Origin of the sequence: Streptococcus chenjunshii, from assembly GCF_003086355.1 — a bacterium.
Classification (GTDB): domain Bacteria; phylum Bacillota; class Bacilli; order Lactobacillales; family Streptococcaceae; genus Streptococcus; species Streptococcus chenjunshii.
Genome location: NZ_CP031733.1, coordinates 402,651 through 425,850, shown reverse-complemented (window position 1 = coordinate 425,850; position 23,200 = coordinate 402,651). Strand labels below are relative to the sequence as shown.

The 23,200-nt window shown below is 42.6% G+C and carries 16 protein-coding genes and 1 pseudogene; 5 read left to right on the top strand and 12 right to left on the bottom strand.

What is annotated here, in order from left to right:
* Nucleotides 1–39: 39 nt before the first annotated feature.
* Genes DDV21_RS02245 through DDV21_RS02235 form a run of 3 tightly spaced genes read right to left on the bottom strand, consistent with a single transcriptional unit; the run spans nt 40 to nt 5,850 of the window.
* Entirely contained in the window at nt 40–4,959 is a 4,920-nt protein-coding gene (locus DDV21_RS02245) for an InlB B-repeat-containing protein (protein WP_116877438.1), read from the bottom strand.
* A gap of 26 nt (nt 4,960–4,985) precedes the next feature.
* Nucleotides 4,986–5,588 carry a signal peptidase I gene (gene lepB / locus DDV21_RS02240; protein ID WP_116877439.1) on the bottom strand — a complete coding sequence of 201 codons (603 nt, stop codon included), beginning with the start codon at nt 5,586–5,588 and terminating at the stop codon, nt 4,986–4,988.
* Nucleotides 5,566–5,850, bottom strand: a complete 285-nt coding sequence (locus DDV21_RS02235; protein ID WP_116877440.1) for a DNA repair protein — start codon at nt 5,848–5,850, stop codon at nt 5,566–5,568. Before DDV21_RS02235 ends, lepB (DDV21_RS02240) begins: the two co-directional genes overlap by 23 nt.
* A 1,204-nt stretch (nt 5,851–7,054) precedes the next feature.
* Here DDV21_RS02235 and mutY point away from each other — a divergent pair.
* Nucleotides 7,055–8,200: an A/G-specific adenine glycosylase gene (mutY, locus tag DDV21_RS02230; protein WP_116877441.1), complete on the top strand. Its 1,146-nt coding sequence runs from the start codon at nt 7,055–7,057 to the stop codon at nt 8,198–8,200.
* Nucleotides 8,201–8,441: 241 nt separating this feature from the next.
* Here the strand turns inward: mutY and trxA are convergent, their stop codons facing one another.
* Nucleotides 8,442–8,756 (bottom strand): thioredoxin, encoded by a 315-nt coding sequence (gene trxA / locus DDV21_RS02225; protein WP_116877442.1) that lies wholly within the window; start codon nt 8,754–8,756, stop codon nt 8,442–8,444.
* A gap of 104 nt (nt 8,757–8,860) precedes the next feature.
* Entirely contained in the window at nt 8,861–9,754 is an 894-nt protein-coding gene (locus tag DDV21_RS02220; RefSeq protein WP_162886272.1) for a MerR family transcriptional regulator, read from the bottom strand.
* Between the two features lie 750 nt (nt 9,755–10,504).
* Here DDV21_RS02220 and DDV21_RS02215 point away from each other — a divergent pair.
* Nucleotides 10,505–11,536: an NAD(P)H-dependent amine dehydrogenase family protein gene (locus tag DDV21_RS02215; RefSeq protein ID WP_116877444.1), complete on the top strand. Its 1,032-nt coding sequence runs from the start codon at nt 10,505–10,507 to the stop codon at nt 11,534–11,536.
* 254 nt (nt 11,537–11,790) lie between these two features.
* Here the strand turns inward: DDV21_RS02215 and DDV21_RS02210 are convergent, their stop codons facing one another.
* From DDV21_RS02210 to DDV21_RS02180, 7 genes are all read right to left on the bottom strand, one after another.
* Nucleotides 11,791–12,312 (bottom strand): phosphatase PAP2 family protein, encoded by a 522-nt coding sequence (locus DDV21_RS02210; RefSeq protein WP_116877445.1) that lies wholly within the window; start codon nt 12,310–12,312, stop codon nt 11,791–11,793.
* A gap of 462 nt (nt 12,313–12,774) precedes the next feature.
* Nucleotides 12,775–12,957, bottom strand: coding sequence for a hypothetical protein (locus DDV21_RS02205; protein ID WP_142917733.1), 183 nt, complete (start codon nt 12,955–12,957; stop codon nt 12,775–12,777).
* 151 nt (nt 12,958–13,108) lie between these two features.
* Complete coding sequence (locus DDV21_RS02200; RefSeq protein WP_116877447.1) at nt 13,109–15,445, bottom strand: endonuclease MutS2; 2,337 nt, start codon at nt 15,443–15,445, stop codon at nt 13,109–13,111.
* 45 nt (nt 15,446–15,490) lie between these two features.
* Nucleotides 15,491–16,039 carry a CvpA family protein gene (locus DDV21_RS02195; RefSeq protein WP_116877448.1) on the bottom strand — a complete coding sequence of 183 codons (549 nt, stop codon included), beginning with the start codon at nt 16,037–16,039 and terminating at the stop codon, nt 15,491–15,493.
* Nucleotides 16,036–16,359, bottom strand: coding sequence for a cell division protein ZapA (locus DDV21_RS02190; RefSeq protein ID WP_116877449.1), 324 nt, complete (start codon nt 16,357–16,359; stop codon nt 16,036–16,038). The genes DDV21_RS02195 and DDV21_RS02190 overlap by 4 nt, the downstream gene beginning before the upstream one ends.
* A gap of 137 nt (nt 16,360–16,496) precedes the next feature.
* Nucleotides 16,497–17,309 carry a class B sortase, LPKTxAVK-specific gene (srtB, locus tag DDV21_RS02185; RefSeq protein ID WP_116877450.1) on the bottom strand — a complete coding sequence of 271 codons (813 nt, stop codon included), beginning with the start codon at nt 17,307–17,309 and terminating at the stop codon, nt 16,497–16,499.
* 403 nt (nt 17,310–17,712) lie between these two features.
* Nucleotides 17,713–18,276: a hypothetical protein gene (locus DDV21_RS02180; protein ID WP_116877451.1), complete on the bottom strand. Its 564-nt coding sequence runs from the start codon at nt 18,274–18,276 to the stop codon at nt 17,713–17,715.
* A gap of 145 nt (nt 18,277–18,421) precedes the next feature.
* Between DDV21_RS02180 and rnhC the strand changes: the two genes are divergently transcribed.
* The 3 genes and pseudogenes from rnhC to recD2 all read left to right on the top strand — a co-directional run.
* The gene (gene rnhC / locus DDV21_RS02175) at nt 18,422–19,327 is read left to right on the top strand and encodes a ribonuclease HIII (RefSeq protein ID WP_116877452.1); all 906 of its coding nucleotides are present in this window, start codon (nt 18,422–18,424) and stop codon (nt 19,325–19,327) included.
* A gap of 11 nt (nt 19,328–19,338) precedes the next feature.
* Nucleotides 19,339–19,932, top strand: a complete 594-nt coding sequence (gene lepB / locus DDV21_RS02170) for a signal peptidase I (protein ID WP_116877453.1) — start codon at nt 19,339–19,341, stop codon at nt 19,930–19,932.
* Nucleotides 19,933–20,469: 537 nt separating this feature from the next.
* A pseudogene (gene recD2 / locus DDV21_RS02165) lies at nt 20,470–22,671 on the top strand (SF1B family DNA helicase RecD2); the annotation flags it as partial.
* Nucleotides 22,672–23,200: the final 529 nt, after the last annotated feature.

Here is a 23,200-nt window from a genome sequence, read left to right as displayed (position 1 = left end):
CACTTACTTTTTTAGAATGAATCGTTTGCTCAAGAGGTATCAGCCATAAAACGACCCCCTCCTGTGCTTTCTTTTGATAAGAGCAGCTCCCAGAAGAGCTGAAGCCATTAAAGCCAGGCCAACGACAAGGTAACCGTTAATGCCCGTGCCGCCGGTCTGCGGCAGAGCTTTACCGGGTTCATTGGCAATCTGCAGCCGCTGGCTGTACTGGCCGGCTCCCGACTGCAGTCTGGCATTAGGAACCGCTGCAGCATCGCCGTTCTCATTAGTCAGCTCAATGGTATAGGCAGATGAGAGTCCGTCCTCAGCAGCTACTTCAGTCACAGTAAAGTAAACATCATCACCCAGTACAATATAGCCATCCGGCGCTGCCGTTTCTTTAAGTTTATAACGGCCGGCTGTCAGACCCGGAAGATTAGCACCGTCCTTACTGTCGATAGTAATCTCACTAAAATCAGTCACTGCAGCCCATTTGTTGCCATCCCATTTACTGATTTGGAATTTACCGCCGGATAAAGCTTCCCAGCCCTTATTGGTTTTCTGTACATTGAGAGTTGGCAAAACAGTCAGACTACCGAATTCGACGGTAATCTCATAGTTCTGCGACTTGGTATCAGCATCCAGCGTATAGCTAAAGCTATTCTCTGATTTACCTGGATCAGTCTGGCTGCCAGTCACTGTGTACTTGGCTCCTTCTCCGTCAACAAAGCCGCTGTAATCAGCACCATCCGGAACGTTAACTGTCACAGTTCCGTCTGTCAGACTTGAGCCATCATAAGCTTTTTCAGCTGAAGCTGAAACCAGCGTTAATTCGCGCGGTTTAATGACCAGCTGACCGTTGGATACTTGGAAGGTCACTTCAAAATTAGGATTTTCATTGACGAACTTATTCTCCAAATTAAGATTGTAAGTGCCTACATCAGTTGCCTTTATTTTTTGGTCAGCTTCCGGACCGGTAAAGCTGAAATCTGACTCAGTATAAAGCTTACTGCTGTCAACAATCTCAACATCATCATAGGTGACACTTGCTTCCTGACCGTCATACACTTTTTCCTTCGTCTGACCATTGATGATTACCGTCACCGGCTGCTTATGAACAGTCAAAACACCAGGAGTGTAATCAATATGATAATAGTAATTGCGTTCCTTGCCGTCACTGTCTTTAATGACAAGGTCTTTAGGCATCACCTGGCTGACTCCGGCATCTGTCTGACTGCCGCTGTAAGCCACACTGTCCAAGCTGTCTCCCTCAGCCAGCATATCGCTGTCATTAGCCACAAGATCTGAAAGACCTGAGCTGGTCAGAGGCTTGCCATCATAGATTTTTTCCTTGTTTTGGGCAGCAACCGTTATATTTTTCTTATAGTAAAGGTCAATGGTGATTGTTTCCCCTTTATCAATCCGGTAAATAACCTTATTTTTGTCATCATTGCTGTCTATCGATTCTTCAAAGGTGTAGCCCTCGATGGCTTTACGATTGACCGTATATGTCCCCGGCTTCTTCTTCAAAACCGTTAAGGAGTCCTGACCCGGAATCGGATTGCCATCCATATCCAGATAATTAACCTTAATCTGAGCGGTATCATAATTACGGTACCTAAAGACAATCACATTATGATCAGCCTGCGAAGACAATACCAAACTTTCGACATTTTCCAGCGGGTAGTAGTCTGCCGACAGCATATCCTCGGTTACTCCAGCCTGCGAAGCCATATGATCTTTATCAACTGCCACCGCAGATTCTTTAGCACGGATAGTGCTGCCATCAACTGTTTTAGTCACAGTCGGTGCCACTTCAATAGCTTCATTATCCGCAAGGACATACTTAATCGTATAGGTCACATCTGCTAGCTTAGGCGAGTAATAGAAGGTAATGATATTGTTCTCATAATCCAGATTGATCGTTTTGCTGGTATCATCCGGTCTGTAGCCGGTAATCCCAAGTGCTGATTCCGAAATTGTCTGACCGTGAGCAAAAGCCGGGCTGGTCTCCGTTTTTTCCGCAGCTACCGGATTATTAGTCCCCGCTTCTAAATAGCGGACGGTATAGGTCAGGGGTTTCAACTGCCAGTGAGCATAGAGAGTCGTATCCTCAGTAACCGGTTTAGACCAGTCATAAAGTTCACCGCCATTAGGTTCTGTATACCAGCCGGCAAAATCATAATATTTTCTGGTCGGACTGTCCGGGAAGCTGGCTTCCTTATATTTTTCAACAGTCTGAGCTGCAGGCGCCTGGCTGTCTCCGCCGTTAACATCAAAATCTACCGTAAAGTTCGGTGCCTGCCATTTCGCATAGAGAACCACATTATTAGCCGGCATGGTAGTAAAATCATAAGGGGTTGTCAGACCGGCATCAGCATACCAGCCGCCCCAAGTATAATCCTCATCCACATCAGCCGGCCGCTCCGGTGTGAAATTGTAGGTTTGGGTATTAATATTGGCATCAAAAAGAATGTTGGATTTAGTCTCTATCTTGTTGCTGCCATAATAATAATCAATCTCAAAGCTGTCTCTATTGTAATAGAAGCGATAGGTACCACCATAATTATTAACACTTGTTCCTGAATAGCCGTTCGGCGTCCCGTTTCTGTAGGTGAACCCATTGATTTCTTTAGGGCTAAGTGTTGACCCTGCCGTACTAGCAAAAGTTTGACTGTATGTTTCAGATTTCACATAGACAGACGGATCGTCCGCTGACTGCAGATAGTACTCAACATTGTAGGTAACCAGACCCTGGCGCCAGTTAGCTGTATAGGTTTTTTGATTACTGGCATTTGCTCCTAGTATCATATCCGGGGTCACTTCAAACCGTCTGGTTGTAAACAAAATATTCCCATTGCTTGGATTTGTCCAGCCTATAAATTGAGAATAATTATCAACATCATAGACTTCATTGGTTCCAGACGGCCAGACGCTGGAGACATCCTGTCCTAAAACAACATCGCTTATGCGATAGTTCGAACCAGTGTAAGTGCCACCGTTTTTAGCAATACGGCCATAAAAATTATTAATATCAAAAATAAAGGTATAGCGTTTTAGTTTATAATAAACTTTTAGAATTGTGCTGCCGTCTGCTGCTATTTCTGCCTTAGAAGCGGTATTTTGAGCTGTGTCTTTTTCATAGCCGGTAGTATCTGTACTGATTACCGGAGCATCAGCAGCTGAAACTGTTGTACCGACCTGTCCCTGCGCACTTTTAGCGCTGTCGTAGACAAAAGAGGTCGTTCCGCTGCTATTATCATACTGTTCCTTATAGTAGACAATGGTATAATCAACCGTCTTGCCTTTCCATTCAGCATAAAGGGTCTTATCACTGTCTAAAGTCACCGACCCGCTGGTTTTAGCCTCATCAGACAAATCAGCCTTTTCATGCCAGCCGACAAAGTCATAGCCTGTCTTAGTAGGAACTGTCTCTGTCAGAGGTTGCTTGCTCTGGTAGAGGCCAGTTTGCGGCGCTATATAAGACCCGCCATTGGTATCATAGGAAAGCGTGTAGTTCTTTCGAGTATAGTAAACATAGAGCTTCTGCCCTTTAGCCTCTGTAATCTCAACCGACTCTGTCTTTTCAAAATTGGCATAGTCGTACGACAGGACCTGCGGTCTTACCGTTGAACCGAGAACACCGTAAGCATGAACCGTTTCAATTTCAGAGTAACCTTCTCCGTCAAGATCCTTCAGCATGTAGACATAATCATACTCTGCTGTGTAAGGCACATACTCAACATTAATGGTTATCTTCTGATCTTCTTTGCCGTCAGCAGCATCCTTAGCGGCTAAATCTTCCTCTTTAAGTTCAATCAAGGACTGTTCGGGGTAGTAAATAGCATCTGCAGGTAGACTGGTATCTTCGCCTTTGCTGACTTCCGTCGAAGCAGGGGGCGTAATGCGGTAGGGCGTGTCATTGTCTTCAATCTGGTAAATTTCAGAATCAAAAGTCACATCCCGATTGGCACTGTTATTATGGTAAAAATAATTGACAGTCACAGTATAGATTGAGATATCTGTAAAGACAGCCTCAACCGTCATATCATCTGTAACCGGCGTGTCCGCTGTAACGGTTTCGCCGGTCTCCTTGTTTTCCCAATGATCGAAACGATAACCTGATTTAAAAGGATCTTCGGGCAGAGAACCAATTGTGGCACCTTCTTTGACATCAATCAGGGTTGATATTTCCTGTTCCTGCCCGTCATTATCTGTATAGACAAACCGAACGGTGTAGTAATTGATCCCTTCAATAGTAATGCCGCGCTGCACGACACCGTAAACAGAGAAACTGTCTGCAGCAAAACTGACTTCCGAAACTTTCCCTTCTTTTTCAGTTGACTGAACCTCAATAAGATCTGACTGGCTGCTATTATCAGGGAAATGCAGAGCCAAAAGTTCACTGTTCTTCTCTTTCTTTATTCCCTGAGGATATTTGATATGCACCTGAACAGTTGCTGCCGGCTCGACTTCCTCGCCTTTATAAACAAACGATATATCAAAGAATCTGGCATAGGACAACTCATCGCCATCTAAAGCTTTCTTTGTCTGCTCGTAATGGCTGGCATAGCTGTCTGATTTCTCGTCGATTTCTTTAACTTTAAGTTCGGCGCCCACAGGAAGCTTGGCAGCCGCATCAATATCAACAGCGATTTCATAATCATCACCGCTGTATTGTAAGCTTGTCGGCTGGCTGATCAGCTCTGTTTCTTCTTCAGCTTTATCTTGTTCAGAATTGTCCGTTTCAGTTTGTGTACCATCTTCTGCTTCTGGTTCAGCCTCCGTTTCTTCTGAAGAAGCAGGCTCAGCTACCTCTATGCCAGCCTGCTGCCCTGCAGTGTTTTGATCCAGTGTAATAGCTGGTAAAATCAGGGCATAAGTAGTTATAAAAACGACAACTATTGCAACTGCAACAACTAATTTCTTATACCTGGATTTAAGCAATCGCAGATTTTTAAGATTAAACCATTGTCTCATTGCTCATCTTCTCTTTCTTTACTAAATTATTGTATCAATCCCAATTCCGGCAGCGGCCAGATTTTGAAAATCAGCTTGCCGACAATTTGCTCCGAGGCAACTGTTCCCACTGAACTGTTGCGGGAATCAATAGATACCTTGCGGTTATCCCCCATTACAAATATACGGCCGTCAGGAACTTGATAAGGAAAGCTGATATCCGTTTCGCCGTAAGCTTTCTCTTTCAGATAAGGTTCTGCAATCTTTTTTTGGTTGACATAGACATTGCCTTTTTTATCCATATCAACCCAATCGCCTGATTCAGCAATAACCCGTTTAACCAAAATATTATTGTTATAATAAAAGGCAACAACATCTCCTGTTTCAAAGTGGTTGCTTTTAACTGAAACGACCAGATCGCCGCTGTCAAGCGTTCCTTTCATAGATTTCCCATAGATTCGCAAAATCGGCAGAAAAAGCACAGCTATCAAAACCGCAACAGCCGCAACGACTGTCAGCATAAAAGCAGTGCTTCTCAGGGTCTCTAAAAATTTTCTGCGGTAGCTGAGTTCTTTATAGGCAGCTGCAATCTCGGATTTTTCAGGCAAAACAGGAGTTTCTTGAATTTTATCTTTCGTCGGATCTTCCATTTCCTTCTCCTAATCTTGCTTTTATATTTTCTAAATACAAGTCTGCCGATTTTTGCGCCTCAATAAAAATATCCGTCAGCTTGAGCGAAGCTTCAGCTATAGAACCTGACTCTTTGATCGTCAGTTCTTTATCTGCCAGTCTTTTTTCCGCCGAGGCAAGCTTTTCTTTTAGCTGCTCGATTTCCTCGCTCTGTGCCAACATAATTTCCAGAAGTTCAATTTTTTTAAGCTTTTTTAAGCTTTTTCTCTCTTTACTTAACATACCTATAATCCTTATCTCCCCGTGTTAATTATAACATAAGGGTAATAAAATTTGTAATTAATTTATCATTAAAATGTAAAACAATTAACAATTTTGTAATCTTTGTAAAATACAACAAATCTCAGTTTTGCTTTCCTTTTCCACCAGCTGCTTCCTCCCCTTATATTAGGCAAATATACTGACACTTTTATTTTTGTCTTAGTGCAAAAGTTTCTGTTTTATAAAAAATAAAGCTGCTCATTTTAGCAGCTGAAGATATTTGATTTTTTTTAGAATTTTTAACAAAATTTTTTGATAGCAATCTGAGGCAACAGCAGCCCCAACAAATTTTAACAATACCATTTATGTTTTAGACACGCTGCCTGATGAAAGCCGATCCCAGAGGTCTCTTAGCCTGTAATAATCTTGACAGGGCATTAATATAAAAGCAAAAAATTGGGAATAGAGCCGTGAAAGCTGATTTATCAGCATGTTGGAGTTTGCTGGACAACTGTGCCCTGTAAATATAGTCGCAAAAAAAGCTGGAACATTTGTTCCAGCTTCACCTTAAAATTTTATTTTCTATCTGCTAAGTCTCTGCCCAGCCTTTTTCCCTAATGTGATGAGTAATGTTACGGTTTAGGGAGTAGTATCGCCGTTTTTATAGCGGCCTGTATTTAGCTTAAGCATCATCTCACCTCATACCAATCTGCAGGGCATCTGCCTGCTTGTTAATAAGGCTCAATTCTTTATTAGTAATTCAAGCAATATCACCGTTTTTATACCTAGCTACATTCATAAGCAGCCCTCCAAAACGAACAATTCTAAAAATACCCAAACTTCTCAGCGCCGATAATTCTGCGCTGCCGCTTAATCTCCGTTCTTATACCTTTTAATATTTATCTTTAGCATAAAACCACCTCCGACAAACTTAAAAATCTTGAACTTCAGTGATAAAATGAAGTCATTACAACTCAATCGCCGTTCTTATAGCGGCCTATATTCAGACATAACATAAACACCGCTCCCTCTGTATAAATAGTATTGCCTACCTATTTGAAAAACTTTAAGCGTCATTGACTGTCTGTTTTGACTCTTACCTCCTCTAATAATTGAGCCTTATTTCTTTACACCTTTATTATACTGTAAGCGTTTTCTTCTGTCAAGCTTTTTGCTGAAATTTTATCTGTTTTGAAAAAATTTAGCGGTCTGCTACAATAATAATATGACAAACTTAAAAGAATACGGAATTGTTATGTGGGACGAAGAGAAGATTGCTTCTTTTCGGCGGACCCTGCTCAGTTGGTACGATCAAGAAAAACGCGATCTCCCATGGCGGCGGACCAAAAATCCTTATAAAATATGGATTTCTGAAATTATGCTGCAGCAAACTCAAGTTCAGACTGTCATCCCTTATTACGAGAAATTTCTTGATTGCTTCCCTACTGTTGCTGACTTAGCAGCTGCCGATGAAGAAAAACTGCTTAAGGCCTGGGAAGGCTTGGGATACTATTCACGCGTCCGAAACATGCAGAAGGCTGCGCAGCAGATTGTCTCTGATTTTCAGGGAGAATTTCCAGCAAGCTATGAAAAAATCGTTGGGCTTAAGGGGATAGGACCTTATACTGCCGGTGCTATCGCCAGTATCGCCTTCGATTTGCCTGAACCGGCTGTTGACGGAAATGTCATGCGGGTTCTGGCCCGTCTTTTTGAGGTTGATTATGATATTGGCGAAGCTAAAAACCGGAAAATCTTTCAGGCTTTGATGGAAGTCTTAATCGATCCGAACCGCCCCGGAGATTTTAATCAAGCTTTGATGGATTTAGGAAGCGATATTGAATCGGCTAAAAATCCCAGACCGGAAGAAAGCCCTGTCCGATTCTTCAGCGCTGCTTATCTGCATGGCACAATGGCTAAATATCCCATTAAACGCCCTAAGAAAAAACCGCGTCCTGTGCAGGTCCAAGCTTTTATCATCAGAAATGAAAACGGCGATTATCTGTTAGAAAAAAACAAGGACAGCCGCCTGCTTGAAGGATTTTGGTCTTTTCCGCTGATTGAAACCTCTTTCATCGCTCAGCAGTTAAACTTACTTGAAGATCCCGCCGATAACTTGCTTGAGACCCTGTCACAAAAAAGTGCCTTTGAAGAAAATTATCAGCTTAAACCTCTCTGGTCTGACAAAACCTTTGCCCTAATTAAACATACTTTCAGTCATCAAAAATGGCAGATTGAACTGGTCGAAGGGCTGCTGCCGGCGGCTGATTTGTCAGAGAATGAAACACTCCGCTGGGTTTCTGCAGCTCATTTTGCCAGCTACCCCTTCGCAGCACCGCAGCAGAAAATGCTGGCAGAATATATGAAGGATTAAAGAAAGCTAACAGCTTCCTTGCTTAAGCTGCTCTTATCATCGTGTGAGTACATCGCGAAAGACTGTTAAGAGTTCACGGCAAATGGCAGAGTAATAAATGGTTTTGGGACTTTAATAGACCTTGTTCCAAACCGTTTTACCGGCTGATGAAAAAAGCTCACTTAACGTTTTCCTAAAAAAGAACCAGTGTCTGTTCCTCAGCACTGGTTCTTTAGGTTTCTCAATTCATGGCAGCAGCGTTTTAGCTGAGCTCAGCAACAATTTCTTTGATTTGTTCTTTAGTGTGAACGCCTGCAACTTGCTTAACAACTTCACCGTCTTTTTTAAAGAGCAGGGTGGGAATAGACATGATACCAAATTGCTGTGCTGTTTGGGGATTTTCATCCACATCAAGTTTCACAATTTTAAGTTCATCCTCATCCATTTCTTCTGAAAGCTGTTCTAAAATCGGAGCCTGCATCAAACAAGGCCCGCACCATGTAGCCCAAAAATCGACCAAAACAAGCCCTTGCTCTGTTTCGGCTGTAAATGTTTTATCTGTAACAACCTGTGTCATTCTATTTCCTCGTTTCTTTTAGTTTATGAGCTTATTGTACGGTAAAAATTGCTATTTGCCAAATATTTGCTACGGAAAGCCAATAAACCGGCAGAAAACTCTGTCTATTCATAAAACTGCAAATCCCGCTTGTGTGCAATCGGTACCTGCATACGAATAAACATTTTTCTCTGAGTATCTTTAAGCTTAGGATGTTCATAAATGACTTGGCAGATATAATCGCCGCAAATATGATAATCAGTTTCTTGAACGGCTTTTAAAAAAGCCGGCAGCACAGCCAGCTCTTCTTGAAAAGAATCACAATAAGTCACAGCATAAAGCGACCGAGGAAGATAATCGGCCTCAGTAAAAGGGAAGTCAAGTTTTTCTTGAGCCAGAACAAACATTTTTTTAGAATACCAGTAGCCTGCCAAAAAATGTTGTTTGGACATGATTGAGCCAACACGGCCAAAATGCTGAAAAAGGGCAGTGTGAGGCTGCAGTTTCTTTTTAAAAAGCCGCAGCTGCATTTCATATTCTTCCGCGGACATCTGATAGATATTGTCAGTTACAGGATAGGAAAGAATCCGTCTTTCGGGCAGTTTGACAATATCCAATCCTTTGTGCGGCAAGTGGTTTTCATAAACACGCAGAGAGGCTTGAAATTCATCTAAAGCATACTGCTGTCTGTGCAGCATCAATTCTTTTTCCTGCAGCTCTTGCCTGTGGTTTTCAATCAGCTGATTAAGCATGGAAAAATCTTCCCGAGAAAGGATAAGTTTGATCTCTTTTAAAGAAAAATTCAGCTGCTGCAAATGCTGAATCGCATCGACCAAGGGGGACTGATTAATGTGATAATAGCGGTATTTAGTCATGGGATCAACATAAAAAGGTGTTAATAAATCAATTTGATCATAAAAACGTAAAGTCTGAATAGAAATACGATTAATCCTTGAAAATTCTCCGATTCGTAAAAGCGTTCTCACTGTTCCCCCTCCTCCCTGTGTTTCAAAAGGCATGGGCCTCATATCCAGCCGAGGTTAGTAAAATCAAGAGAAGTTAAATAATGCTTCCTAACATTTGTATGCTTGCATTCCATTTTTACTCTTGACTCTCTAGCTACTATAGACATTATAATATAAGTAAGAAAAAAACGCAGACAAAAACTGAGCTGCGGATAGCAGTCCCTTCAGCGGACAGGCCATTTCCTGAAGTTTTGAAATCGCCTGCACCAACAGATGATTCCAAAATCGTCTGTTACTTTCTGTCCTCTATTTCTCCCAAAGCGTCTATTTGCAAACTTAAGGCAGGGCTATACGCTGTGAGAGTGAGGGAATCTATAATTTGAAGTTCTGTCACAAGGCTTGGCCAGCCGCAGATGACTGAAGACAGACAAAAATTCTATCCTCCCCAATCATTGCTTGTACGATAAACAAGACGCAGCAGCCTAGGGTCCTTTTAGTCGCTTTTTCAAAGCTTTAAATGTCTGTCAGGCTTTTGCGGTAGCATGACATCGAACGTTATGATCTGGGTTCTATCTCGCACCGTAGCCGTCTTGGCAGAGGTGCGCCAACGAAATCAGAGATTTCTGGCTTACCGTCATTTTTGCTTTGCTCTTTTAACGGGCTTTGTAGCTTATTGGAACTGAACACGCCCTAAGAGCTGTGCAAAAAAGATAGCCTGTCCTAGAGCCTTGCGGCTCTTCGCTCAGTCTCCTATTTTTGCTTTGCTCCTTTAACGGGCTTTGTATCTTAACTAAGGAGGTAGTTATGAGAAGTGAAAAAATTCGTGCAGTGCAATTTGGCTGTGGAAAAATGGCTAAAGTTATCTGCCATTATTTAAAAGAACATGATGTTGAAATTGTTGGTGCTATCGATACTAATCCCCAACTGGTCGGGCAGGATTTAGGAGAGTTTGCCGGTTTAGGTTACCAGACAGGGGTCGTTATCTCTGATGATGCTGAGGCTGTTTTTGAACAGTGTGATGCGGATATTGCTATTGTCACAATTTTCTCTTATATGCCTGAAATGTTTACGTTTTATGAAACAGCTCTAAGGCACGGTGTCAATGTCATTTCGACATGTGAAGAAGCAATTTACCCTTGGACAACCTCGCCTTCAGAAACTAACCGTTTAGATAAACTGGCTAAAATGAATCACGCAACTATCAGCGGATCCGGTATGCAGGATATTTACTGGATTAATATGCCTTGTTTGGCCATGGCCGGCATGAATAAGATAAAAAAAGTCAGCGGAAAAGTCAGTTATAATGTCGAAGATTATGGTTTGGCACTAGCAGAAGCTCATGGCGCAGGTTATGATTTGAATCGCTTTGAGCAAGAAATTGCCGCTGCAGAAAGCCTGCCATCTTATATGTGGAATGCTGCTGAAGCAATCTGTACCAAAATGAACTGGACCATCAGCAGTATCCAGCAAAAAAATGTTCCTTTCGTTTTAGACGAAGATGTTTATTCTCAAACACTGGGACGTACTATTCCGGCAGGTCAGGCAACCGGAATGTCAGCAGTCACCTCAATAAAGACACAGCAGGGGATTGAACTGGAAGTAGAATGCATCGGCAAAGTTTACCGTAAAGATGACGGTGACATGTGCGACTGGTTTATATCGGGTCAGCCTGATTTAGAATTTTCAGTGTCTAAGCCCGATACTGTTGCTTTGACATGCGCCACAATTGTTAACCGTATTCCAAGTGTTATTGCCGCTCCTCCAGGATTTGTTACCGCTGAAAAACTGCAGACCGCTGCCTTTCCAAGTTTCCCTCTGCATAGTTACTTACAATAGTATAAAAAGCGGTATCTCATCAGAAGGCACTTCTCCATTCCTGAGATGAGACTGAAATCAGCCATTTTAGTCAGTTAAAAAGAAGACAGGCGCGATTGCAATTGCTATGTAATCATGCTTATCTTCTTTTTTTATTCCTCAGTAAAACAGCTGCTTGGCTTATCCCGCTTGCAGTTATAGTATGTGCGGGACAGAGGAGAAAACTCACTGCATACTGCAGCGTTTTTTGAAATCTGCTGGTATTTGAAGCGAAACTATTGCTGCAGAAATAAAAGCAGACCTCCGAGTAAGCCCAAAGCATAACCCGCAAGAACATCTTTAGGATAGTGCACTCCTCCCAGCACACGGCAGACAGCCAGCAGGACCGACAGGATAAGATAAAGCAGGCCCAGCCAAATATGGAACCATAAGACAGCCATACTTATCATAACTGCTGAAAAAACATGCCGGCTGGGCAAAGAGCAGCCTTTCCTCTCTTTAGTGATTAAAGGTGTTATTTCCCAACGTTCATAGGGGCGCGGCCGATTAATAAGGTGGCGCACCAGCGATACACCTGTAAAACTAAAGGCAGGGATAAAAATAAAAGGAAGCAGGACTTGCTTTTGTTTCAAAAAAATAAAGCATAAAAGCAAGGGGTAGGTGAGATAAACCAGTCTGGTTAAAAAAGTATTCATAGCGTTGAGAAGCCAGACATAATGCGGTTTGCCCGAAATACTCGCTGTGATGCTATTATAAAAGGAAGCATAATTTTTTGCCTTTTTTTTAGATATTATCATACTGACTCAAATCTTGTTTTAAGAAAAATTGGTAAAATTCCCCATAAGGGTCTGAAAATCTTAGATTCCGTCCCCCTGTATAGAACTTTTAAAGTGTGAAAATAATCCCAAATCGCCTGCTGAAAACGGACACATTTGCTTAATCTGTAAAACTGACAGTTCGTTTATGTTTAGCATTGTCTAAATAAGTCATTTCAATCATTGTACTTCCTTTCAATCATTAGGCGGCCCTTCAATAACCTAAGTATTAGGCAGCTTGGTCAACACTTCCCCCGACAGCAGTGTAGACTGAAGCAGCTCGCTTTCCTACTAGTACATATTTCTGCTGCAAAAACGCAGCATCTGCTAAAATTAGCCAGTCGTTTGGCAAACTGACCGGAGTATGGACCCCAGTTGCTTTCTAGTCATTGTTCACATCTGCCCATGTGACCTTAGAAGCGTTCAGCAGCTGATTGGAAGTTCTTATCCCTTATCGCGCAAGGGATAGCGCCCCTCCTTACGGAGGTGGGACAACAAAATCGAAATCATCATTTTATGACGATTTACCGATTTTTTCTCATTCTCTTCTATTTCATAAGGAGTGACATCAGCCTTGCTCAGCAGTTCTCCATCGGCAAAATCAGGATTGATTTTTGCTGCTTTCATTTTGCTTTTACTGATGACTTTTTTGTCAAAATCGTAAACGAAAGCGGGCAGCAGCTGTGTAATTAGCACATGTAAGCTGACTAAAACTTAATTTCATAGATAGCTCTCACGCTGTTAATTTTCAAAAATTGGCATACACGCTAAACGTTTTTTAGACTAAATGAACGATAGTACAGCCGCTCCCCCCGGCATTTTGCGGAGCATAGCCAAAACTTTTAACATGTTTATTCCGGCGCAGATACTGGGTGACCCCTTGGCGGATGACCCCCGTTCCGATACCATGAATAATATCAACCTGTGCCATATTATTGAGCAGAGCCTGATCAATGAAAGCATCCAATTCCTGCATCGCTTCTTCGTAACGTTTCCCGCGCAGATCTAAACGCGCTTTCGGACCATTCATCTTGTTTACTTTTTTAACAACATTAAGCTCTTTTTTCTTGTGCTGCTGTTTGCCTTGCTGCGTTTTAGCGAGAGTGAACTCATCCTCTCCAACAGTCATCTTAATCAGCCCAACCTGCGCCTCCCATTTTCCGTCTTTAAGCTTTTGGGTCAAGGTGCCGCGCTGACCGTAAGCTGAAATAGTAATATCGTCACCAATGCGCGGTGTTCTGGACTGTTTAGCCTTTTTCAGCACCTTATTTTGGGATAAGTCTGCTGACGGAGCTAATTTTTGCAGCTGAGCTTTAGCGTCAATGATTTCATGAGGCTTCAATGCTGCTTTTTCCCTTAAATTCTTAAGGATTTCGTCGCTTTCAGTCACAGCTTTGTCTACAATTTCCTGAGCCTGTCTGCGAGCCTTAAGCAGTTCTTGTTCACGCGCATGCGAAAACTCATTATAAAGTTTTTTGACAGCCCGGTTAAATTTTTTATTCTCTTCCTCAACTTCGGCAATACGTTCTAAACGTTTGCGGCTTTCAAGTGTCTGACTTTCCAGACGCTCAATAATTTGGTTAACATCATTGTCTCTGTCCGTCAGCCCCTCTGCCTCTGCAACAATTGAGTCAGACAGGCCTAAACGGCGGGCAATTTCAAAAGCATTTGACCGCCCAGGAACCCCCTGAAGAAAGCGGTAAGTCGGACGAAGGCTGTCTTGGTCAAATTCCATGCTGGCATTTTCCACATCATCGGTTTCAATGCCGTAGGCCTTTAGTTCGGGGTAATGGGTAGTTACCATCGTCTTGATATTCAGTAAACGCAGATGCTCTAAAACAGCCATCGCTAAACTGGCTCCTTCCTGCGGATCAGTTCCTGCCCCCAGTTCATCTAAGAGGACAAGACTGTCAGCATCCGCTTTACTTAAAATGGCAACAATCTGAGTCATGTGGCTGGAGAATGTTGACAGGCTTTGTTCAATGGATTGCTCATCACCAATGTCAGCAAAAATCTGGCGGAAAACAGCAATTTTTGAGCCTTTGGCGGCCAGAATAGGGAGTCCCGACTGAGCCATAAGCTGGGCTAAGCCAAGAGTTTTCAGCATAATCGTCTTACCGCCCGTATTAGGACCGGTGATTAAAATGGCTTTCAGACCATCAGCAAAATGCAAATCATTAGCTACTGGATCAGCCAGCAGAGGGTGGCGGGCTGCAAGAAGCTGAACCGTTTTATCTTTGGATACAGCGGGCACTGTTCCTTGACGGTCACGCAGAAAAAGATATTTGGCCCGAACCAAATCTATATGCCCAATAATCCAGGCATTATTAGCCAAAGAATCTACATGCGGCCGCAGCAGCTGGGATAAATCGTGAAGGATTCTCTGCAGTTCATAGCGTTCATCCGCCTGCAGGCGACTGATTTCCTCATGCAAATCAACAGCACCCCGCGGTTCAATATAAACAGTGCTGCCCGAAGCTGATATATCGTGGACAACCCCTGGAATACGGTGGCGATAGGTATTTTTCACTGGCAGGACACTGCGGCCATTACGGCTGGCAATCAGCCTTTCAGATAAAAAGTCAGCTTGCTTTTTCAGGAAGTCCTGCAGGAGCTGACGCACCTGCTCTTCACGCTGATTCAGCTGGCGGCGGATTTTAGCCAGTTCAGGACTGGCAAAATTTTCAATAAACCCTGCCTCATTGACAGCCTGCAGACTTCCCTGCAGCTGAGGAAAAATTCTGAGACCCTCAAATAAACGCTGAAGTTCAGTTAAGGTAACATTTTCTAAATCCGTATAAAAATGCTGAAGCTCAGCTGTAAGCTGCAGAACTTGCTTGATACCAAGCAATTCTGAAATATTTAGGTCAGCCGATGCTTCAAGGCGCTGCATACTGGCTGAAATATCCTGAAGCTGTCCTGTAGCAAAAGAGTGTTCTTCTGTAAAAATATGCTCAACATCCAGAATTTCCGCAAACGAACGCCTAATTTTTTTTTCGTCTGCCATCGGCACCAAAGCAGCCAGCTCCTGCTCCCCCTGCTCAGTCTGCAGGTAAGCTGCAAAGAGGCTTTTGACTTTTACAAATTCCAGCTGTTCTAAAATCTTGTTATTCATATCGTTTATTATACCTAAAAAATGAAAAAAAGTAAGGCGGCTGCCTTACTTCAGCATATTAGTTACCCAAAAATGTTCTATCAAGGCAGAAACAATAGGGAAGTGACCGACCAGCAAACGGACTAAAAGACTGCCTGACAGGAGATTCTGCACAAAGTCCATAGGAATTGTGGCCAACACCGACAGCAATTGGCTAAAAAACAGCAGCGTTACAAGGACTGAGAGAGTACCGCTTACGCAATTAGTACGGACACTGTCAAAGCGGTCGATTTTTGCCAAATGAAGAAATATTCCAAGCAAACGGACAAGCAGATAGACTGCCACAAAAATCAGCAGAAAAGCCAGCCCGGCATAATAAACATAGCTTAAATCAAAAAGGTCAACCTTTGTAAAAAACGCAACCTCTGCGCCCTCACTCGGATTTGAATAAGGGATCCAGAGCGTGATAAGCTGTGCCAGTCCCTTATAAAAGCGGCTGGCAATGACCAAACCGGCAATGCTGCCAGCAAAATAAAAACTTTGTAAAATAATCCCGCGTGTATAGCCAATATAAAAATGCCAGGCTAAAATAAGCAAAAGCAGAAAAGTAATCATTGCTTCTCTCCGCCTGTGTGAGTTTTCTGGGAATGCCCCGCTCTTTCCTGAATCCCAACAATTGTTTTAGTCCGCAGTTCAACAAGTTCTTTTTCTGTTTTTTCAAATTCAATCTCACGGCTGAGCTGTGTGGACAGTGAATTGATCGCCATTAAAATAGCCACTGTCTCATTGTCAGCCTGCGGCAGTTTTTCCTTGATAGCCTCATATTTTTCTTTGGCAACACGCTCCACTTCTTCCATAAAAAGATTATCTTTATCAGTCGTTAAAGTCAGAGGTTTGTCCCCAAAATTAAATTTATAGCGATTCTTACTTGTCATACTCTCATACCTCTCATTTAGCATTATACCGCAAAATAAGATTTTCGTAAAATAGAGATTGCTGTCTCTGTCAGCAGCGCGGTTTATAGGCAGAACGGGCGCATCACCTATGCAGAAAAAGGTCTCAGGCAGTTTTTTTACCGTGTTTTCTGATAAACCAAACGGTCCCCTTCTTTAGCTAAAAAATCAGACAATTCGTCATCAGGAATTTGCCGCCAGTAAAGATTGCTGCGGATTGTTTCATCTTCTTCACGGCAGGTTGATAAAACAAGGTATTTGTCATTCTCATCAATTAATAACTCTGCGTTCTTGGTATGCGCTTCCTGAGCAACTTGAGCAAGCTGATTTTTAAAATCTGCCAGACTGTCAAAAGAAGTCTGGTACAAGGCAGTCGTTTCCGGAACAATAATCATAAAAGCAGCTTCATAGTAATACTTCCTGCTTGGTGTTTCTGCCACTAAGTAGGGGTGTTCATCAAAGTAAGACTGACTGTCATAAAAATTGACATCATTAAACATACGGTGGTCAGCCACTGTAGAGCCTCTGGCATGTCCAAAAAGCCATGTAAGGCTGTCATCAAAATCTTTGGAATTGTCCTCATCCATAAAGACAGTTCCCATATATGGCTCATAGCCGCCATCGAAGGTTTTGTTCAGGTACGTTTCATTGTCTCCAGTTTGAACAACAGGTTCATCCAGCATTGTTCCGGGAGCATAAATATAAGCAACTGTTTCAGGATTAACCGCCCAAAGATCAGCGAAACGCGCTTTTAGATAGTTTTTTTCTTCCTGACTGACTGTATAGCGGCTTTGTGAAGAAGGGACCGAGCTTTGCTTGGATGGAAGAACTGAGCTTTGACCGCTATCCGTTCGAAAAAAAGATATGGCGCCTACAGCGGCAAAAAACACCAGCAAAAGCAGCAGAATGGTTATCCCAGTTTTCTTTTTCATGGCTCTTCCTCCTCGAAAAAATGAAGACACATCAATCCTCATACGTATTCAGAAAGTCTGACTGACAGATAGCAATAAACTGCTGTATTGGAAACAGTTAAAACAGAAATGATAATGAATAGGTCTAATGTCCCAGGACGATTAATGCTTTACCGCTTAGCACAAGGCGAACAGAAACTCTAAGAGCTTGGGACAAAGCCCCAAACTCTTATTGTAGGTTATTATATCGTTATAACAATAAAACACAGCAGACGAAAGAAGAGACTTCTCCTACTGTTCATGATGCTGCTGCCTGCTTAACCAGCTGTATCTGTCGGATAATTCAGCATCAGTCCAGTGAAAGGAAAAAGAGGAATAGGGTTTCTGCACCTACAGAATCCATTCCCTCTTTCTCCCTTAAACATTATTCGGGCAAAACACAGGTATTCGGAAGCTTTTTCGTTTCTGCTTTTTCAGCAGGGACACCCTGTGCAGAGGCAACTGTTACTGCTACTTCTTCTGACATACCAGTCACAACATTTGCATTTCCCAATGTCATAGCTGTTACGGCTACAACATGGCCTGCTGTCAATGTATACGGACTGCCGTCTATATCGGACAGCCTGCCAGTTAAATCCACACGCCATTTGCCATCTTCTCCAACCTCTACCATTTCAGCAACTGTGGCAGGGTAATTTGAACTAATTGAGACATAGTTTTGATAAGTTTCGGCAGTAAAAACGTACAGTCTAATAACTGTTCCTGGCTCCCCAGTCCCAGAGATAAACGTATCTCGAGCCAAAGGCTGATTGATGGTTGGTTTTGCTAAAACAGCTAACTCCGGCAAATTGTCAGTTACCGCTTGTTCTGAAGCAGGCTCGCTGGAGCTCGTTGTCGTTTCCTCACTGCGGACAGCTGACATAAAAACAGACAAGACAGCTGCAATTAGAATTAGGAAAGTTCCTATAACTGTAAGCACCTTTTTCATAAAAACCACCCCCCTTTTTTTCACATCCGAAAACCAAAAAACGAAAACGTTTCCTTCACTGCTATTATACCACTATAGAAGCACTTCTACAATAAGGCGAAGAATTTTTTTAAAACTTTTGTCTTTTTATGATAGAATATTAGACATGAGTACTGTTGTTGCAAAACCTGATAAGCAAACTTTAACAGCTTTGCAGAAACGCTTGATAAAGCAGCAAATTTCAAATCACAATCCCTATGTCACTTTCGCCGCTAAGCTCGACCAGGTGACTATTCTTATCTATACGTCAGGTAAGGTTGTTTTTCAAGGGAGTCAGGCTGAAGACCTTGCCCAAAAATTAGGGTTCCAGACCTCTGGCGGCATTCTAAAATCAAAAAAGGAAAGTGACGGAAAACTGTCATTGATCGGTTCCGATGAGGTCGGAAATGGGTCATACTTTGGCGGTTTGGCCGTTGTAGCTAGTTTCGTTGAACCTGAGAAGCATCAATTTCTCAAAGAACTGGGTGTAGCTGATTCAAAACAGCTGACGGATTCTAAAATTTTACAGATAGCGCCGCTTTTGGAAAAGGATATTCTGCATCAGTCTCTTCTGCTGACGCCGCAAAAATACAATGAAACTGTCGGCAAGGGTAAACGGCATAACGCTGTTTCTGTGAAAGTCGCCTTGCATAATCAGGCTATTTTTTTACTGCTGCAAAAGGGAATACGGCCTGACAATATTATCATTGATGCATTCACCAGCCCTAAAAACTATCAGAAATACCTGCAGAAAGAAGCTAACCGTTTCAGTCAGTCTGTCACTCTGGAAGAAAAAGCCGAAGCAAAATATCTGGCTGTAGCAGTCAGTTCCATCATTGCCCGTAAACTCTTTTTAGAAAATTTGACAAGACTGGGGCAGGATATCGGTTTCACCTTACCCAGCGGGGCAGGGCCAAAATCGGATAAAACAGCTAGTGAAATCCTGGCCGCTTACGGAATGCCCGGTCTGGCTCATACTGCCAAACTTCATTTTGCTAACACCCAAAAAGCACAGCAATTATTAAAATCATAATAAGGAAGAATATGAAAAAATTTATCAAAGAATGGGGTCCCTTTACCCTTTTGCTCACTGTTATTGTCCTTTTGCGACTATTTATCTTTATTCCAGTCGAAGTTGACGGTCACTCCATGGATCCTACTTTAGCAGAGGGAGATCGGCTGATTATGGTAACAACTGCCAAAATTCAGCGTTTTGATATTGTTGTTGCTGATGAAACAGAGGAGGGAGAGACTAAACAAGTTGTCAAACGGGTGATTGGTATGCCGGGAGACACTGTCTCTTATACGAATGATGTTTTGACTATCAATGGTAAAGAAGTTGACGAAGCCTACTTGGATGATTATAAAGAAAAATTTGCTCAGGACAAACTTCAAAACACCTATTCTTACAATGTCTTGTTTCAAGAACTGGCTGCTCAAGCAGAGGCTTTCACTACTGATGCAGACGGACAAACCGATTTCACTGTTCAGGTTCCTGAAGGCCAGTATTATCTGTTGGGAGATGACCGCATTGTCTCTAAAGACAGCCGTGAGGTCGGAACCTTTGCTAAAAGCGCTATCGCCGGTGAAGTGAAATTCCGCTTCTGGCCGCTGACCAATATCGGCATAATCAGTTAACAGTCCGGATTAACATCATTTTCCGGCTTTTTTCATTCAACCTGAGGAAGCAAAAATCAGAATTCTTATCCCCTTCCAACCGTCCCGTATCAACATTTTTGATTTCGGACTTACCGCCAGCCGTAGATGTCTGAAAGTTTTGTCGTATTGATAGCCCATAGACAGATCTAAAGGATGATTTAAAAACTAATCCTTAATTTTGTCAGTGTTATGTACAAGACGCAGTAGCCTAGCGTCATTTTAGCCGCTTTTTCAAAGCTTTAAAATGTCTGCTAGGCTTTGCGGGGGCGAGACACCGAACATTATGGTCTGGGGTTCTGTCTCGCTCCCTAGTCATCCTGGCAGGGGTGCGTCTGCGAAATCAAAGATTTCGGACTTACCGCCAGCCGTAGACGTCTGAAGGCTTTGTCGTCTTAACAGCCGACCGCACCCTTCTAGTCGTCCTGACAGGGGTGCGTCTGCGAAATCAAAGATTTCGGACTTACCGCCTTTTCATACGGATTTTTAACGGCCTTATCTTGTGTTAAAGAGGTTTTTATGGAGTATTATTTTTCTGGCAGTATTGAGCGTATTATTTTTGAAAATGCCAGCAACTTTTTCAAGATTCTGCTTTTGGAAATTGAAGATACTGACAGCAGTTTTTCTGATTATGAAATCATTGTTACTGGTACTATTGCTGATGTTATAGAGGGAGAAAATTATACCTTTTGGGGAGAGCTGATTCAGCATCCCAAATACGGTGAACAGCTCAAAGTCAGCCGTTATGAACGGACTAAACCCTCTTCTTCCGGATTGGTTAAATATTTTTCCAGCAACCATTTCAAGGGGATCGGGAAGAAAACGGCCGAAAAAATTATCCGTCTCTACGGCGACCACACTATTGATAAAATTTTGCAGGAACCTGAAAAATTAGAGACTATCAGCGGACTGTCTAAAACCAATAGAGATAATTTTATTGCTGCTTTAAAGCTTAACTACGGCACTGAACAAATTCTTGCCAAATTAGCAGAATACGGCATTGGAAACCGTTTGGCTTTTCACATTTTTGATCACTATCAGACTGAAACATTAGATATCATTGAGAACAATCCCTATCAGCTAGTTGAAGATATTCAGGGTATCGGTTTTAAAATGGCAGACAATCTGGCAGCCGAATTAGGTATTGAAAGCAATTCCTCTCAGCGCCTGCGGGCTGCCCTTGTCCACTGTCTGTTCGAGACAGCCGTCAAGCAGGGAGATACCTATGTTGAAGCGCGTGAATTGCTGGAAAAAGCTATTGACCTTTTAGAAGAAGCGAGACCGATCGAGCTTGATCCTGAAGCTATTGCTCAGGAGCTCAGTCACCTTATTGCTGAGGATAAGGTGCAGCATATTGGTACTAAAATTTTTGATAACAGCCTTTTTGCCGCAGAAGCTGGGATCAAAGCACATCTCCAGCGAATCCTTGAACATCCTTTGGATAAGCAGTTTTCCGATACTGAACTTGCTGCAGCTATTACCGACTTAGAAAAAGAGGAAGAACTTGCTTATGACAGTATACAAAGAAAAGCCATTGCGCAGGCGCTAAACAACAAAGTATTTATCCTTACCGGCGGCCCGGGAACCGGAAAAACTACTGTTATCAACGGTATCATTGCAGCTTATACGCGTCTGAAGAAGCTCAAAGACAGTAAAAAAAATGCCCTCCCCATTGTTTTGGCAGCCCCTACAGGACGGGCTGCCAGACGTCTAAATGAATTGACCGGACTGCCCAGCGCTACTATCCACCGTCACTTAGGGCTCAACAGCGACAGCGATTACCAAACAATTAATGATTATCTGGACTGCGATTTAATCATCATTGATGAATTTTCAATGGTAGATACCTGGCTGGCCCACCAGCTCTTCAGCGCACTGTCTTCTCAGACACAAGTAATTATCGTCGGAGACAGTGACCAGCTCCCCTCTGTCGGCCCCGGGCAAGTGCTAAACGACCTTTTAAAAATTGACAGCCTGCCCCAAATCGCCCTGACTAAAATTTTCAGACAGTCCGACACTTCTACAATCGTTACTTTAGCCAGCCAGATAAAAAAGGGTGAACTGCCGGTTGATTTTACATATAAAAAAGCTGATCGCTCCTACTTTGAAGCTCAGGCTCAGCATATCCCGGATATGGTCAGTCAAATTGTCAGTTCAGCTATTAAAAGCGGTATTGCTAAAGAAGAGATACAAGTCCTGGCACCGATGTATCGCGGACTGGCAGGAATCAATAATCTCAACAGACTTCTGCAGGATCTTCTGAATCCTTTAAAGGAATCTCTTGAATTTCTTTTCAGTGAGACAAAATTTCGAAAAAACGATAAAGTACTCCATTTGCTCAATGATGCTGAACTCAATGTCTTTAACGGTGATATCGGCTATATCGTTGACCTTACCCCCGCTAAGTATGCAGAATCTAAACAAGATGAGCTAACTATTAATTTTGACGGAACTGAAGTCACCTATCCCCGCAATGAGTGGCATAAGTTGACTTTGGCTTACGCAATGAGCATCCATAAATCACAGGGCAGTGAATTTCAGGTCGTTATCCTTCCTGTAACCCGGCAGAGCGGCCGTCTTCTGCAGCGAAATTTGATTTACACGGCCATCACCCGCTCTAAAAGCAAACTGATTATGCTGGGAGAAATAACCGCTTTTGCTGATGCTATTAAAACTCCGGGCGCTAAACGCAAGACTTATTTGACTGAACGCTTCTTAAAAGGCAAGACCGAAAATGGAGTGACGAAAACAGCCCCTGCAGAATCGCAGACTCCTGAAATGGATTTTCGCGCAAACTCTGATGACACATTGGACCAGAACGAAGAAAGTCCTTCCATTAAATACAGGCTGACCGAAGACAATCTGCTGACTATTGATCCAATGATTGGCATCAGTCAGGCAGATATTGAAGCATTTTTCAAACAATAAACTGCTGGTTGTTAACGTTAAAGCCTTATAAAATGCATCCGCAGTTACGACTGTCGGAAATAAAAAAACAGATTCGAACACATGCGATTTTTTAGCAACAGAACAAGAAAAGAGTGCGAGAGTGGAACAAAAATCGGTAAATTGTCATAAAATGATGATTTCGATTTTGACGTTTCACCTTCGCACAGTTGATTAGGGAGACCCTATCCCCTGCGTAACAAGGGATGAGAACTTCCAATCAATCACTGCGTCAAATTCATGTGTCTCAAAAAGTAAAATGAGGCAGGATTTTTGCGAGGCCACTGGAAAAATTTGCGAAAGA

Bases quoted from the DNA above. Each gene is read 5' to 3' on its own strand.
- lepB (WP_116877453.1), top strand. From the start codon at position 19,339: ATGAAAAAATTTATCAAAGAATGGGGTCCCTTTACCCTTTTGCTCACT.
- mutY (WP_116877441.1), top strand. From the start codon at position 7,055: ATGACAAACTTAAAAGAATACGGAATTGTTATGTGGGACGAAGAGAAG.
- DDV21_RS02215 (WP_116877444.1), top strand. From the start codon at position 10,505: ATGAGAAGTGAAAAAATTCGTGCAGTGCAATTTGGCTGTGGAAAAATG.
- lepB (WP_116877439.1), bottom strand. From the start codon at position 5,588: ATGGAAGATCCGACGAAAGATAAAATTCAAGAAACTCCTGTTTTGCCT.
- DDV21_RS02195 (WP_116877448.1), bottom strand. From the start codon at position 16,039: ATGATTACTTTTCTGCTTTTGCTTATTTTAGCCTGGCATTTTTATATT.
- DDV21_RS02180 (WP_116877451.1), bottom strand. From the start codon at position 18,276: ATGAAAAAGGTGCTTACAGTTATAGGAACTTTCCTAATTCTAATTGCA.
- DDV21_RS02245 (WP_116877438.1), bottom strand. From the start codon at position 4,959: ATGAGACAATGGTTTAATCTTAAAAATCTGCGATTGCTTAAATCCAGG.
- DDV21_RS02220 (WP_162886272.1), bottom strand. From the start codon at position 9,754: ATGCCTTTTGAAACACAGGGAGGAGGGGGAACAGTGAGAACGCTTTTA.
- DDV21_RS02205 (WP_142917733.1), bottom strand. From the start codon at position 12,957: ATGAAAGCAGCAAAAATCAATCCTGATTTTGCCGATGGAGAACTGCTG.
- srtB (WP_116877450.1), bottom strand. From the start codon at position 17,309: ATGAAAAAGAAAACTGGGATAACCATTCTGCTGCTTTTGCTGGTGTTT.
- DDV21_RS02210 (WP_116877445.1), bottom strand. From the start codon at position 12,312: ATGATAATATCTAAAAAAAAGGCAAAAAATTATGCTTCCTTTTATAAT.
- trxA (WP_116877442.1), bottom strand. From the start codon at position 8,756: ATGACACAGGTTGTTACAGATAAAACATTTACAGCCGAAACAGAGCAA.
- DDV21_RS02200 (WP_116877447.1), bottom strand. From the start codon at position 15,445: ATGAATAACAAGATTTTAGAACAGCTGGAATTTGTAAAAGTCAAAAGC.
- rnhC (WP_116877452.1), top strand. From the start codon at position 18,422: ATGAGTACTGTTGTTGCAAAACCTGATAAGCAAACTTTAACAGCTTTG.
- DDV21_RS02190 (WP_116877449.1), bottom strand. From the start codon at position 16,359: ATGACAAGTAAGAATCGCTATAAATTTAATTTTGGGGACAAACCTCTG.
- DDV21_RS02235 (WP_116877440.1), bottom strand. From the start codon at position 5,850: ATGTTAAGTAAAGAGAGAAAAAGCTTAAAAAAGCTTAAAAAAATTGAA.